Source organism: Micromonospora sp. WMMD882, from assembly GCF_027497255.1.
In the GTDB taxonomy this organism is placed as follows: Bacteria; Actinomycetota; Actinomycetes; order Mycobacteriales; family Micromonosporaceae; genus Micromonospora.
In genome coordinates this window covers 170,828-185,192 of the sequence record NZ_CP114903.1, presented here as the reverse complement: position 1 = coordinate 185,192, position 14,365 = coordinate 170,828, and the positions used below count along the sequence as shown (strand labels likewise).

General features: G+C 73.4%; 12 protein-coding genes. 6 read left to right on the top strand and 6 right to left on the bottom strand.

The genetic code is table 11. The annotated features are described in order from the left end of the window. Positions 1–90 precede the first annotated feature (90 nt). Complete coding sequence (locus O7606_RS00800; protein WP_281597047.1) at positions 91–924, top strand: exonuclease domain-containing protein; 834 nt, start codon at positions 91–93, stop codon at positions 922–924. A gap of 153 nt (positions 925–1,077) precedes the next feature. Continuing rightward, positions 1,078–1,380, top strand: coding sequence for a hypothetical protein (locus O7606_RS00795; protein ID WP_281597046.1), 303 nt, complete (start codon positions 1,078–1,080; stop codon positions 1,378–1,380). A gap of 758 nt (positions 1,381–2,138) precedes the next feature. Here the strand turns inward: O7606_RS00795 and O7606_RS00790 are convergent. The 5 genes from O7606_RS00790 to O7606_RS00770 all read right to left on the bottom strand — a co-directional run bounded on the left by O7606_RS00790 (position 2,139) and on the right by O7606_RS00770 (position 6,361). Beyond that, positions 2,139–2,576, bottom strand: coding sequence for a DoxX family protein (locus O7606_RS00790; RefSeq protein ID WP_281597045.1), 438 nt, complete (start codon positions 2,574–2,576; stop codon positions 2,139–2,141). 244 nt (positions 2,577–2,820) lie between these two features. After that, a complete protein-coding gene (proC, locus tag O7606_RS00785; RefSeq protein WP_281597044.1) occupies positions 2,821–3,639 on the bottom strand; it encodes a pyrroline-5-carboxylate reductase in 819 nt (272 codons plus the stop codon). A gap of 139 nt (positions 3,640–3,778) precedes the next feature. Beyond that, a complete protein-coding gene (locus O7606_RS00780) occupies positions 3,779–4,807 on the bottom strand; it encodes a 6-phosphofructokinase (protein ID WP_281597043.1) in 1,029 nt (342 codons plus the stop codon). A gap of 154 nt (positions 4,808–4,961) precedes the next feature. Continuing rightward, positions 4,962–5,483, bottom strand: a complete 522-nt coding sequence (locus tag O7606_RS00775) for a pyridoxamine 5'-phosphate oxidase family protein (protein WP_281597042.1) — start codon at positions 5,481–5,483, stop codon at positions 4,962–4,964. Positions 5,484–5,863: 380 nt separating this feature from the next. Then, positions 5,864–6,361, bottom strand: a complete 498-nt coding sequence (locus O7606_RS00770; RefSeq protein WP_281597041.1) for a polyadenylate-specific 3'-exoribonuclease AS — start codon at positions 6,359–6,361, stop codon at positions 5,864–5,866. Positions 6,362–6,743: 382 nt separating this feature from the next. Here O7606_RS00770 and O7606_RS00765 point away from each other — a divergent pair, with 382 nt between their 5' ends. Continuing rightward, positions 6,744–7,436 carry a Crp/Fnr family transcriptional regulator gene (locus tag O7606_RS00765; RefSeq protein WP_281597040.1) on the top strand — a complete coding sequence of 231 codons (693 nt, stop codon included), beginning with the start codon at positions 6,744–6,746 and terminating at the stop codon, positions 7,434–7,436. Between the two features lie 162 nt (positions 7,437–7,598). On the opposite strand, the gene O7606_RS00760 is transcribed toward O7606_RS00765, so the two are convergent. Next, positions 7,599–7,790, bottom strand: a complete 192-nt coding sequence (locus tag O7606_RS00760) for a hypothetical protein (protein WP_281597039.1) — start codon at positions 7,788–7,790, stop codon at positions 7,599–7,601. A gap of 153 nt (positions 7,791–7,943) precedes the next feature. On the opposite strand from O7606_RS00760, the gene O7606_RS00755 reads away from it, so the two are divergent. From O7606_RS00755 to O7606_RS00745, 3 genes are all read left to right on the top strand, one after another. Then, positions 7,944–11,600 carry an adenylate/guanylate cyclase domain-containing protein gene (locus O7606_RS00755; protein WP_281597038.1) on the top strand — a complete coding sequence of 1,219 codons (3,657 nt, stop codon included), beginning with the start codon at positions 7,944–7,946 and terminating at the stop codon, positions 11,598–11,600. 273 nt (positions 11,601–11,873) lie between these two features. Next, the gene (locus O7606_RS00750; RefSeq protein ID WP_281597037.1) at positions 11,874–12,701 is read left to right on the top strand and encodes a DUF308 domain-containing protein; all 828 of its coding nucleotides are present in this window, start codon (positions 11,874–11,876) and stop codon (positions 12,699–12,701) included. Positions 12,702–12,879: 178 nt separating this feature from the next. Further along, positions 12,880–14,292, top strand: a complete 1,413-nt coding sequence (locus tag O7606_RS00745) for a trehalose-6-phosphate synthase (RefSeq protein WP_281599424.1) — start codon at positions 12,880–12,882, stop codon at positions 14,290–14,292. Positions 14,293–14,365: the final 73 nt, after the last annotated feature.

The window sequence follows — 14,365 nt, the reverse complement described above, 5'->3', positions numbered from 1 at the left end:
GGCGCTTCGCTCCCGGTCATCATGATCAGGCACAAGGGACACGGTCCATTCTGGCCACGTTCCGCAGTCCTCACTCAAAGGATGCTCAAGGTGATCAACAAGTTCCCCGGCCGGTGTGGCGCGTGCCAGAGTCGGGTCGAGGCCGGCACCGGTCAGGCGATCAGGGTCGGTGGCCGCTGGACCACGTACCACGACGGGTGTGTGCCGGCGCGGATCGCGCCGCCGCGGGGCGGCCACGGCGGCTGGCACGAGCTGCCGCTCGTCGGTTTCGACCTGGAGGGCACCCTGCCCCAGCCGATGCGGACGCGGATCGTGTCGGCGGCCCTCACCTACGCCGACGGCCGCCAGGACACCTGGCTGATCGACCCGGGCGTGCCGATCCCGCCGGACGCCACCGCCCGGCACGGCATCACCGACGAGATGGTCCGGGCCGACGGTCGACCGGCCCGGGAGGCGCTCGCCGAGATCGGCACGGCCGTGGCGAAGGTGATCGCCGACGGGGCTCCGCTCGTCGCGTTCTGCGCCCCCTACGACGTGACCGCGCTGCACAGCGAGCTCGCCCGGCACGGTCTGCCGCCGGTCCCCTGGGACCAGGCGATCGTCGTCGACCCGTCCGTCCTGCGCCGGGAGGTGGAACGCTACTGGTCCGGCGGTCGGCAGCTCGGCGACCTCTGCCCGTACTACGAGGTGGACCTGGTCACCGCCCACGAGGCGGCCAACGACGCGCGCGCCGCCGCCGACCTGGCCCGGTCCATCGCCGCCCGCCACCCCCGGATCGCCCGGATGCCGGTGGCCGAGCTGCACCGGGCGCAGGTCCGCTGGCACGCCGAACAGGGCCGCGACCTGCAGGCGTACTTCGACCGTACGGGTCAGGCCCGGACAGTGGGGCTGGAGTGGCCACTGGAGACGGCGGATCGCGGGTAGCCGGCGGCGCACCTCCGCCCGTTGGCGGAATTCCGACCGGACGGCGTGCGCTCAAGCGCTCGTCGAGGGCGGGAGCAGCGGCGGAATGTTGATACCCTTCCTCTCCTCGAAGAAGTACCGTCCTTATTGGACGAATCACCTTCTGGAGACGTTGTGGCGACGTTCCATCAGCAGCACCAGACGGTCCAGTACCAGATCAACGGCGAGACGGTGCACGTCAACGGGGACGACCTGCGCCTGGTGAAGCAGATCGACGAGCTGATCGCGCAGGTCGGCCGCGGGCGTGACGCCGCCGAGTTGACGCCGGTGGTCCACTGCCTGGAGGAGGCCCGCACGGCGTCGGCGCGCGGTGACCGGGCCGGGGCGGTCACGTTGCTGCGCCGGGCAGCGGAGTTGGCCGGGCCGGTCGCCACCATCGTGACCGGCATCGTCGCCGTGGCGCAGGGCTTCCAGTGAGCGATCCGTACGGCCACGACCTGGTCTTCGACCAGAGCGGCCAGCAGGTCGACCTCCAGTACAACGCCGAGTCGATCATGGTGGTCAACAACATCGCCGACGGCCGGAACGGCAAACGGTGTCCCCGCTGCAACGCGGCGCCGATGCGACAGACCAGCATCGTGTGGGACGAGAACACCCGGCGGGTCGAACGGGGCACCATGGTCCTCAACGGCCTCGCCCGCCGGGTGGCGCCGCCGCGCCGGCCGCGTCGACAGGACCTCTCGTTTCCCGTCCGGACGTACCTGAAGACGCTCGCGGGCCTCACGGCGCTGGCGCTGTGCGGGGGGCTGCTCGGGGAGACCGGCGGATACGTCAGCATCCTGGCCCTGGTGGCGGTTGTCGCGTTGGTGGCGATCGCCGGATGGCGCTTCCGGGCGTTCCGGGCCGAGCAGAACGCCGACCTGGAGCGGGTGCAGCAGGGCGTCGCCCGCTACCAGCGGGAGCGCAACCGCTGGCAACGGAGCTGGTTCTGCGGCGCCTGCGGAGCGAAGGCGGTGGAACGCCGGCCACACCAGCAGCAGCCGGTACGCGACCAGCCGCGACCGGCCCGCAGGGCGGCCGGTCGACCGGCGCCCGACGCCGGAGCCGTCAGCCATCCGACCAGTCCCAGCCGGGCGGACGGGGCGGGCGGTCCCAGCCGGGCGGGCGGGGCGAGCCGGGCGGGCGGGGCGGACGGTCGGGGTGACCCCGGCCAGGGCCACCCCGACCGGAGCCGGTCAGGCCACCGGGGCCAGCTCGGTCGCCGGGACGCCCTGCCGCCGCTGACGCAGCAGGGTGTCCAGCGCCCAGCTACCCGGTCCGAGGATCGCGACCAGGAAGAACGCCCAGCAGAACAGCGCCGACAACTCGCCGCCGTTCTGCGCCGGCAGCAGCGCCTCCGGCTGGTGCACGACGAAGTAGGCGTACGCCATCGAGCCGGAGCAGACGATGGCGGCGACCCGGCTCCAGAGGCCGACCAGGACCAGCAGGCCGCCGACGAGCTGGATCATGGCGGCCCACCAGGTGGGCCAGACGGCGAACTCGACGGCGTGGCCACTGCCCCGGTGTCCGCCCAGGACACCGAAGACCGAGGCGACGCCGCGTAGCGTGAACAACAGTCCGACGACGATCCGGAAGAGGCTGAGCACCGGATCGGCGACACGGGAGATAGGCACAGTCGTCCCTTTCCACAAGTGGGTGGCTGGTCTCGGCGCCGTCGCCTCTCCCGGCGCCTGCAGACTCCCTCCCGCCCGGGTGAGCGCCCCGACGTGGTACCCGGCCACGACGCGATACTCCGGGAGTGGAAGTTTGACTTCGCAAGAATCCGCTCAGGTCTTTATTGCCGATCGCGGAACTTAAGTCAATAGATGTCTCAGGACCGTAACCGAGCCGACCCGATCCATCGTGGACGGGAACGTGTCAAGTGGACTGCGCCGCCAGCTCCCGGGCCCGGTCGCGGGCCGCTTCGAGCGCGGCGAGCAGCGCGGCCCGTACCCCGTGCTTCTCCAACTCGCGTACGGCGGAGATGGTCGTACCGGCGGGCGACGTGACCGCCTCGCGGAGCTTGACCGGGTGCTCGCCGGAGTCCCGCAGCATCACCGCCGACCCGATGGCGGTCTGCACGATCAGCTCGTGGGCCACCTGGCGGGGCAGACCGAGCAGGATCCCCGCGTCGATCATGGCCTCGACCAGCAGGTAGAAGTACGCCGGACCGGAGCCGGAGAGCGCGGTGACCGCGTCCTGCTGTGACTCGGGCACCCGGAGCGTCGCGCCCAGCGGGGTGAACATCTCCTCGGCCAGGGCGAGATGCTCCCCGGTGGCGTGCGCGCCGGCCGAGATCGCCGTCATCGCCTGGTCGACCAGGGCCGGAGTGTTCGTCATCACCCGCACCACCGGGGTGCCGGGCGGCAGCCGCCGGCTGAAGAAGCTGGTGGGCAGGCCGGCGCAGAGCGAGATGACCAGCTTGCCGGCGGGCACCTTCGGGCCGACCTCGTCCAGCAGCGCCCCGGCGTCCTGCGGCTTGACGGCGATCGCGAGGACCTCCGCCTCCTGCACGGCGGTGGCGTTGTCGACGACGCGGACTCCGTACCGGGTGGCGATCTCCTCGGCGCGCGCCTGACGACGCGCGGTGGCGAGCAGCCGCTGTGCCGGCCAACCCGACCGCAGCAGCCCGGAGAGCATCAGCTCACCGATCTTGCCGGCCCCGATCACCGCGACGGTGTGCACCACATCCCCCATCCCAACCCCTTCTTCCCTCACCCCGCCCTTCCCCACCCGCCACGCCCACCCCGCGTCGATCCAGGGAGCATCGTCGTGATCGGAGATCATCTGACGACAACCATCCCCAGATCGACGCGGGCGGGGGGCCGGGTGGGGGTTAGCTGCCGAAGAAGACCTCGGCTTCGGTGTAGCGCTCCAGGGGCACGGTCTTCAGCTCGCGGGTGGCCTCGGCCAGCGGGACCCGGACGATGTCCGTGCTCTGCATGGCGACCATCTTGCCCCAGTCGCCCTCGTGGGCGGCGTCGATCGCCTGGAGGCCGAGCCGGGTGGCGAGCACCCGGTCGAACGCGGTCGGGGTGCCGCCGCGCTGGATGTGCCCGAGCACGACCGTGCGGGCCTCCTTGCCGGTCTTCGCCTCGAGCTGCTCGGCCAGCCACTGGCCGATGCCGCCGAGGCGGACGTGGCCGAACGCGTCCAGCTCCTGGTTGTGCAGCACCATCTGGCCGTCGAGCGGCTGCGCGCCCTCGGCGACGACGACGATCGGGGCGTACTGGTGCTGGAAGCGCTTCTCGACGTAGCCGGCCACCTGCTCGACGTCGAACTGCCGCTCCGGCAGCAGGATCACGTTCGCGCCGCCGGCCAGGCCGGCGTGCAGGGCGATCCAGCCGGCGTGCCGGCCCATGACCTCGACGACCAGGGTGCGGTGGTGGCTCTCCGCGGTGGTGTGCAGCCGGTCGATCGCCTCCATGGCGATGTTGACGGCGGTGTCGAAGCCGAAGGTGTAGTCGGTGGCGCCCAGGTCGTTGTCGATGGTCTTCGGCACGCCGATGACCTTGACGTCCAGCTCGTGCAGCTTGGTGGCGACGCCGAGGGTGTCCTCGCCGCCGATCGCGATCAGGGCGTCCACGCCCTGGTCGGCGAGGTTCTGCTTGATCCTCTCCACCCCGTTCTCGATCTTGAACGGGTTGGTGCGGGACGAGCCGAGAATGGTGCCGCCGCGCGGCAGGATGCCCCGCACCTCGGCAATGCCCAGCGGCCTGGACAGGCCCTCCAGCGGGCCCTTCCAACCGTCTCGGAAGCCCACGAACTCGTGGCCGTAGCTGGCGACGCCCTTGCGGACCACCGCCCGGATCACCGCGTTGAGACCGGGGCAGTCGCCACCGCCGGTGAGCACGCCGATACGCATGATCTGCTCATCCTCCTGGAGCCTCGGGAAGCCCAACAAAGCCCCAGGATATGGGTCGGATCAGACCGTCGGCGCCGTTGCCGGCCCGGGGCGGGCCGTCAGAGCGCACTGTAGTCGCCCCGGCCCACGCCCCGACAGCGTGCCCCGGTGGCGTTCACGCATCGGACGACCGTTCGTAACTGACCGACCGGTTGTCGCCGGGCTCCGGCGGCCGTCCGGTCACCGCCGCCCGGGCCAGCCCGACGAGGTGGACCACGGCGCCGCCCGGCGAGTCCCAGTACTGGGCCGAGCTGGCGTGCACCCGCAGCAGGGTCAGCCCCGGGGTGTCCGGGCCGTCCGGGAACCAGGTCCGCAGCAGCGGATGCCAGAGTCGCTCGGCCCGCCCCCGGTCGACGCTCTCCCGGGCCGAGCCGGAGACCGAGACCCAGGCGTGCCGGCGCTGGTCGCTGAAGGCGACGTTGACCTCCGGGTTCACCCGGATCTGGCGGACCTTCGCCGATTCGGCGTGGGTGAAGAACCACAGGTCGCCGTCGAACTCGGCCTCCTGCAGGGCCATCGGGCGACTGACCTGCCGGCCGTCGACGCCGATCGTGGTCAACATGCAGATCCGCGCCTCACGTACCAGTTCGGTGACCCGGCGCCGGGCGTCGGCCTCCGTGGTCGGCTCACGGCTCATGGCGGTAACCCTCTCTCCTCGTGGCACGCCGGGCCGGGCGATCGGGCCGCCCCGGTCCGGCGCCGCGACCGCGCCCCGGGCCGCCCCGGATTCCCGCCTGCGGTTCGCGCCGCAACCGTGCCCAGGCGGCAACCGGTCAAACCTCGACCCCGGAGGAATCGCCGGAGCGGCTGCGGACCGCGCCGGGGACGCCGGCACGCCGAGCGGAGAGCGGAGTGCTCTCCTAACGGGCGCGCGGCCCGGGGCAGCCCGGAGACCCCGGGCGTCGACGTCGGAAGGACCGGGCGGGTGGGACGTGACGCCCGCGCCGCCGGGCGCGACGCGCGGCGGCGGCGGAAGCGGGCGTCGGACGGGGACGGGGACGGGGACGGGGGTGGCCGTCAGCCGCCGGTCATGGCCCGCCAGCGGGCCAGGTTGTGCCGGGCGTCGACGAGCGCGTCGTGCCGGGCCGAGTCGGCGGTGGGCAGCGCCGGGCGGCCCCGGTCGTCCCAGAGCTGGCGCAGCTCCTTGGTGAACCGGGGGATCTCCCGGGGCAGCGCGGTCATCGAGCCCCAGAGCTGGGCCAGCACCACGTGGTCGTAGGCGGCGTACCAGGCCCACAGCTCGATCGGCTCGTCCGGTCGGTCGCGTACCGGCTCGACCAGGAAGTCGAGCAGGTCGTCGCGGATCCGGCCCCGGGAACGCCAGGCCCGGTCGGCGGGCGACGGCAGCTTGTCGAGCACGTTGCGGCGCACCCAGGGCACCGCCCGGGAGTCGTCGAACTCGGTGGAGACGGCGTAGAACTCCCGGCCGTGCTCGTCGACGACGCCGATCGACACGAGGTCGATGGTGCGGCCGTCCTCGATGAACTCACAGTCGTAGAAATAGCGGTAGACCATCGGCGACCATCCTCGCCTATCGCCCGGACCCGCCGGCCGGCGGGTCCGACCGACGCCGGTCCGGCGGGGGCCGACGGACACCCGGTCCGACGACCGTCCGGAGCGACGGACACCAGGTCCGTCAGGAACGGTCGCACCGGACGTCTGATCGAGCACGGAGAGTGACAACGGCGGGCGAATTCGGCACCCGGAACGGCATCCGCCGCAGCTCAGGATTGTCACGGAAGTGTCGTGAGGGGTGTACAGCACGCGACCGGGACGTCATGATCTGATGTGTACCGCTACCGGACGCCGAACCGGTGTCAGTTCACCTCGCAGACCGGGGGCTGTCAGGTTCACCCGGCTGCGAGATGTGGTCCTTGACCGGGGAGGGGTTGCGCCCGTGGAAATGCGGCTGCCGGAGCCGGGTGACGCGCTCACGGGAGTGGAGATGTTCGCCGGCCTCGAGCCGGAGGTCCGCCAGCGGGTCATCGCGGCGGCGGTCCCGCGCACGTACCGCAAGGGGCAGTTGCTCTTCGTGGAGAACGACCCGGGCGAGTCGCTGATCGTGCTCCGGCGGGGCGCGGTCGCCGTCTTCCGCACCGCGCCCACCGGCGAGCGGGCCGTGCTGTCGGTGATCCGCCCGCCGGACGTGCTCGGCGAGGTCTCGCTGCTGGACGCCTCCACCCGGTCCGCCTCGGCCGAGGCGATCGAGGACTGCAGCGCCCTGGCGCTGTCCCGCCCCGCCTTCATGGAGCTGGTGCATTCCAACCCGCGCATCCTGGACGCGGTGATGCGGTCGCTGGGCGGTCTGATCCGCCGGTTGACCGAGCAGAACGCCGACCATGTCTTCCTCGACCTGCCGGGGCGGGTGGCCAAGACGCTGGTCCGGTTGGCCGGCGAGAGTCAGGCCCCCATGATCACCATCGAGCTGAACCAGTCGCAGTTGGCGGAGATGGCCGGTGGTTCCCGGCAGAGCGTCAACCAGGCGATCGGCTCGTTCGCCAGTCGGGGCTGGCTGCGCACCGAGGGCCGGCGGATCGTGGTCACCGACGTGTCGGCGCTGCGCCGCCGGGCGGGCATGGCCGACCGCTGACGGTCCCGCGGTCAGCGGCTGACGCCCCGGTACGCCGGGTCGGCGTCCGCCGCCGGGCGGGCACGGCCGGGCGCTGACGGCCCCCGCCGGCGGCCCGGTCGTCGCCGAGTCGCCCGGCACGCCGGCGGGGTCACTGTCGTCAGGCAGGGCTCTCCTGACGTGTCAGGGCTTGGTGCTGGTGGGGCCGACCCACTCGGTGGTGCCGGCGCCCGTGTCGTTCTTCGAGCCGTCGGTGACGATCCCCGCCGCCTGCAACTCGGCGAGGGTGGCGTTGTCGACGTCCACCGTGTCCCCCGCGTCGTGGACGACGCCGTCCTGATCGGTCCACTCCGCGTTCAGCCGGACGTACACCATGGAATTCTCCCGTTGTGTGATCGAATCTAGGCTGACTGAATGTAGCCGTAACTGGCGACAAAGACCCTGTCCGTAAGCCAACAGGCGGGTACCCGACAGCAGCCGGTTGCCTGGATACTGGCCGGGACGCCCGTCAGGTCGTCCCCGACCACGTTGGGTCACCGCCGTGCCGACGCTCCGACCGGCCCGGTCGACTCGGATCGTCTCCGGGAGGTTGGCATCGCCCTCCACTGTGTCCAGTGCGGCCGAGCCGCGGCGTCCACGGACCGTTTCTGCGGGGGCTGCGGCACGGAGCTGGCCCACACCTGCGCCCACTGCGACCGGCCGCTGCCCACGGACGCGGCCTTCTGCACCGGCTGCGGCCGGGCCCGCGGCGCCGGCGGCCCGCCCGCCCCGGCCGCGCAGGAGGACCGCCGCCGGGTCAGCGTGCTCTTCGTCGACCTGATCGACTTCACCCCGTACGTGGAACGGGCCGACCCGGAGCTGGTGCGCGGCCTGCAGACCGGTTTCTTCTCCGCCGCCCGCCGGGTGATCGGCCAGTACGGCGGCGTGGTGGAGAAGTACATCGGCGACGCGGTGATGGCGCTGTTCGGCGCGCCCGTGGCCACCGAGACCGACGCGCTGCGCTGCGTGCGGGCCGGGTTGGAGCTGCAACGGGTGCTCACCCGGTTCGCTCCGGCCGGCGCGGACGACCTGCGGTTCCGGGTCGGGGTGGCCACCGGTGAGGCGCTTGTCGACGTGGCCGCGGCGCACCACGGCGGGCAGGCCATCGTCGCCGGCGACGTGGTCAACACCGCGTCCCGGATGCAGTCGGTGGCCCCGCCCGGCGGCGTGCTGGTGTGCGGCGCCACGTACGCGCTCACCCGGGGCGCGATCCGGTACGAGCAGCAGCCCACGGTCACCCTGAAGGGGCGGTCCGCGCCCAGCGAGGTGTGGCTGGCGGTCGGCACGAACCGGCAGCGCCGGCCCGACCGGGAGCCCGACGCGACCCCGTTGATCGACCGGGAACACGAGCTGGGGTTGCTGGTCAACGCTCTGCACCGGGTCACCCGGGAGCGCACCCCGCAACTGGTGACGCTCTTCGGGCGGGCCGGCATCGGCAAGAGTCGCCTGGTACGGGAGCTGTACCGGCACGCGCGGGCCGGCGCGGACACCGGGCTGACCTGGCGTACCGGCCGGTGCCCGCCGTTCGGTGAGGACGTCACCTTCGCCGCGCTGGCCGACATCGTCAAGGCCGAGGCGGGCATCCTGGACACCGACCCGGCCGCCGCCGCCGCGCCGCGGCTGCGGGCCGCGGTGGCCGACCTGGTCGGACCCGGTCAGGCGGACCGGCTGGTCGACGCCCTGCGTCCGCTGGTCGGCCTGCCCGGGCCGACGCTGCCGGCGGAGGAGACCCAGTCGGCCTGGCGGCGGTTCCTGCTCGCGTTGGCGGCGCGCCGGCCGACCGTGCTGGTCTTCGAGGACCTGCACTGGGCGGACGAGAAGATGCTGCGGCTGATCGAGCTGCTCGGCGCGTCCGCCCGGGACGTGCCGCTGCTGGTGCTCTGCACCGCCCGGCCGGAGCTGGTCAGCCGCGACCCCACCTGGGCCGGGACGATCGCCGGGTCGCTGACGGTGACGCTGCCCCCGCTGCGTCCCAGCGGGGTGACCTCGCTGTACGCGCACCTGTTCGGCCAGGCGGCGTTCTCCCCGGACCTGCTCAACCCGCTGGTCGAGGTCGCCGACGGCAACCCGCTCTACGCCCACGAGTACGTCCGGATGCTGATCGAGCAGGGCTTCCTGCGGCAGTCGGGGCGGGGCTGGCAGCTCCGCAAGCAGGGCGCGTTGCCGATCCCGGACAACGTCCACGCGGTGATCGCCAACCGGGTGGACCTGCTGGACCCGGCCGACCGGGCCGTCCTGCTCGCCGCCAGCGTGGTGGGGGCGCAGTTCTGGCCGGGGGCGGTGGCCGCCGCGCTCGGCCAGCCGGTCGAGGCGGTCGAGCTGGCGCTGCGCCGGCTCGGTCAGCGGGACTTCGTCGTCGAGCAGGCCGGCTCGACCATGGCCGGGCAGGCCGAGTTCCAGTTCCGGCACATCCTGGTGCGGGACGTCTGCTACCAACGGTTGCCGCGCACCGAGCGGGTGGCCCGGCACGAGCGGACCGCCGACTGGATCGACGGGCTCTCCCGCAGCCGGGACACCGACCTGGCCGAGGTGCTCGCCAACCACCGCTGGTCGGCCCACGAGATCGCCCGCACCCTCAACCTGGACACCCGCCGGTACGCTCCGGCGGCCCGGGCGGCGTTGCACCGGGCGGCCCGGCGGGCGTACGCGCTGCACGCCCTGGACGCGGCGGCCCACCACGCGGCCCGGGCGTTGCGGCTGGCCGACGACGCCGAGCCGGCCGACCGGCTCCAACTGGAGCTGCTCGCCGCGGAGATCTCGTTCTTCCGGGACGGCGCCGCGTTCCTGGACGCCGGGGGCACGGCGACGCTGACCCGGCTGGCCGGGGAGCTGCTCGGCCACGGCGACGACGCCTGCGCCGCGCGGGCCTGGACGCTGCTGGGTCGGGCCGCCTCGATGCGCGCCGACCGGGACGTCGCCCTGGAGCGGCTGGCCCGCGCGGTGCAGTTGTTCGGGGCGCTGCCGGACAGCGAGCAGAAGGCCGACGCGTACGCCGAGCTGGGCCGGCTGCACATGCTCAACAACGAGAGCGCCGAGGCGGTCGAGGCGGCCGGCGTCGCCGCCGGGATCGCCGAGCGGCTGGGGCTGGTCGAGGCCCGGGTGAACGCGCAGATCACCGTGGCCACCGCCCGCTACCAGGCCGGTGACCGGGCCGGGGTGGACGAGCTGCACGCGGCGTACGAGACGGCCCGCGGGCAGCAGTTGCTCGCCCTGCCGCGGGCGATGCAGAACCTCGCGTACGTGGTCTGCGAGGAGGGTGACTGGGTCCGGTCGAACGAGCTGCTGACCGAGGCGGCCGAGCGGTCCGGTTCGCCGGGGTTGACCACCGGCTACTCCGGGGAGGCGATGCGGGCGTACTTCGAGGGTGAGTTCGCCGCGTTGCTGACCGCCGCCGAGGCGTTCGTGGAGACCCCGACCGGCCGGTGGGACATGCAGGTCCGGGGCCTGCGCGCCTGCCTGCGGATCCTGCGGGACGAGCCGGTGCCGGGCGAACGGGCGGCCCGGCCGGCCGGGGCCGGTCCGGTGCTGGCGGCGGTGGGCGGGCGTGGGGAGCCGGCCCGCCCGGCCGACGACATCGGCGACGCCCTGGACACCGCCCGCAGCAGCGGCTTCCGCCGGCTGCACTGGACCACGCTGGGGATCAGCGCGCTGTGCCGGGCGTTGCAGGGCCGTCTCGGTGAGGCCGGCGAGTTGCTGGCCGAGCTGGACGGGTCGTGGTCGGCGGTGCCGGCGCTGGTCAGCGGGGAGTGGATCGCCGCGGCGGCGTACGCGGCGGCGCTGGCCGGACGGGACGCGGCGCTGCGGGTGCACGGGATCCTGGACCGGGCGCCGCACCGCACCCCGTGGACGGACGCCGCGCGGCACACGGTGGTGGCGGCGTTGGCGGCGGCCGACGGGGACCACGGCCGGGCGGGCGCCCTGTACGGCGCGGCGGCCGAGCGGTACGGGCGGATTCCGGCGGTGACGGACCGGGTGCTGGCGCTGGCGCTGGCGGGGCGGGAGCTGGAGCGGGCCGGGGAGTCGGCCCGCGCGGCGACGGCGCTGGCCGAGGTGCGGGTGTTCGCCCTGCGCAACCGGGCTCCCGGGCTGCTCCGGCTCGGCGCGCCCGAGCCGTCGGTACGGTCCTCCCCCACGCTGGCCTCCTGAGCCGGCCGTCGCCGGGTCGGCCGGTCCCTTCCCGCTCCGCCGGGCGCTGGCACGTCCGGGTCGGCCGGTCCCTTCCTGCTCCGCCGGGTGCTGGCACGTTCCGCAAGAACAGACAAACGTCCCAGCCCACGACCTGCGGTAGCGTGGTCGAGTTTGGGCAACGCGCCACAACGCACTCCCGGAACCGGGGGCGGACGTGTCACGATTCAGGACACGGCGTGCGGGCAGGGCGCCGGAGGACCTGCGCCGCCAGGCGCGATGAGGAGGACGCCGGTGTCAGCGGGTGGGGCGCGCCGAGGACGGCGGGACAACGGGCTCGACGCGAGCGAGTACGCCGTCGCGGGCGACGTCGACCCACGCGTCGGTGAGCACCTGCTCGACGTGCTGGCCGCCGGCGGGATCGCAGCCTACCTTCAGCCCTCCGCCGACCTGAACCCGGTCACCCGGACGACCACCGTGCCGCCCCGGCCGGTCGACCGCCTCTACGTCGACCGTTCGCACCTGACCACCGCCCGGGACTACCTCACCCAGCTCTCCGACGAGGGCATCAGCGGGCAGACCCGGCCCGGCGAGCCGGACGTCGAGGCGGAGTGGGCCCGGATCGTGGCCGGCTACCACCGGACGCCGGGGGCCGGTCCGACCCCGTGGCCCGCGGCGGAGGAGGTCGACGACGCGCCGGAGCCGACCGGCGGCCCGTTCGGTCGGGCCGACGAGGGCACCGGCCCCACCGCCACCGGCATCCGCCCGCTGGCCTCGGCCACCGATGTCTCCGGCATCTCGGTCGGGCGACGACAGGACGAGCCGTCGCTGCTGGACGGGCTGGACACGTTCGGCGCGAACCTCCCCGGCGACCCCGAGGAGGGCTACACCCCGCCCCCGCCGCCGCCGCTGCCGCCGATCTCCAAGTACGCCGTGGCCGGCGTACTGGCCATCGTGGTCGGGTTCGTGCTCTTCCTCTTCCCGTGGCTGCTGCCGGTGGACCGCGCCGTGGTGACCCTCTTCGGTTTCACCGGCATCCTGGCCGGTTTCGTCACGTTGGTCTGGCGGCTGCGCCCCGGCGACCCGGAGGACCACGACCCGGACGACGGCGCGGTCGTCTGAGCCGCCCCGCCCCGCCCGTCCGGTCCGGATAGCGAGACGTCGACCACCCTCAGCGACGGAAGTAACAGTGGTGTAACTTACTGTCAGTAGGAATACGGCTGTAACGTCACTTCCCTCGCTGACTGCCCGGTTCCTCCCCGCACGGGTGGTCATCCCTCGGCAGATCGGAATGACCGAGATGCGTCAGAGCACCCTGGTGGTGGTGGCCAACCGCCTCCCCGTCGACGACAGCGTGGCACCGGACGGCGCGTGCGAGTGGCGCCGCAGCCCAGGCGGGCTGGTCAGCGCCCTGCACCCCCTCCTGCAACACACCCCGGCGACCTGGATCGGCTGGGCCGGCGGCACCGGCCCCGCCCCCGCCCTGCCCGACGTGGACGGGGTGCGACTGCACACCGTCCCGCTGACCCCGGAGGACTTCCGGGACCACTACGAGGGTTTCGCGAACGCGACCCTCTGGCCGCTGTACCACGACGCGGTCGAGCAACCGGAACACCACAGACGCTGGTGGGAGGCGTACCAGCGGGTCAACCGGCGGTTCGCCGAAGCCGCCGCGGAACGGACCGAACGCGGTGGCGTGGTCTGGGTGCAGGACTACCACCTGCAACTGGTCCCGGCGCTGCTCCGGGAGCTCCGCCCCGACCTGCGGATCGGCTTCTTCCTGCACGTCCCGTTCCCCCCGCCGGAGCTGTTCATGCAGCTCCCCCGCCGGGCCGAGCTGCTGCGCGGCATGCTCGGCGCGGACCTGATCGGCTTCCAGCGGCCCCAGGCGGCGCACAACTTCGCCCAACTGGTGGCGAAGCTGTTCGGGGTGCCCGCCACCGACCGGCGGATCGAGGTGGACGGCCGGACGGTCCGGGTGGGCGCCTTCCCGGTCTCCATCGACACCGCCGAGATGGCCGCGCTCGCCGCCCACCCGGACGTGGCGGCCCGGGCCGCCCGGCTGCGCCAGGACCTCGGCGACCCGGAGCACGTGATCCTCAGCGTCGACCGGATGGACTACACCAAGGGCATCGAGCACCGGCTCAAGGCGTACAGCGAGCTGATCGCCGACGGGCACGTCAAGGTCCGCGACACGGTGCTGGTGCAGGTGGCCGTGCCCAGCCGGGAACGGGTGGGCCAGTACCAGATCCTGCGGGACCGGGTCGAACGCGAGGTCGGGCGGATCAACGGCGAGTTCGGCCGGGTCGGCGAGCCGGCGATCCACTACCTCACCCAACCGTTCGACCGTGCGGAGCTGGCCGCCCTCTACCGGATGGCCGACGTGATGGCGGTGACCCCGCTGCGCGACGGGATGAACCTGGTCGCCAAGGAGTACGTGGCCGCCCGGGTGGACGACACCGGGGCGCTGCTGCTCAGCGAGTTCGCCGGCGCCGCCACCGAGCTGTCCCAGGCGTACCTGGTCAACCCGCACGACCTGGAGGGGCTCAAGCAGATGCTGCTCACCGCGTTGCGGGCCGACCCGGCGGACACCACGGCCCGGATGCGGGCGATGCGGGAGCACCTGCGTCGCCACGACATCCGGTCCTGGGTCCGCTCCTACCTCGACGCCCTGGACGACAGCCCGCGGTCGGGCGACCCGACCGGCCACTGACCGGACGGGTCGGCCGTCGGCGGGCGACACCGTCCGGCGGCCGACCCGGCCCGGGGCCACGCCCCCGACCGGT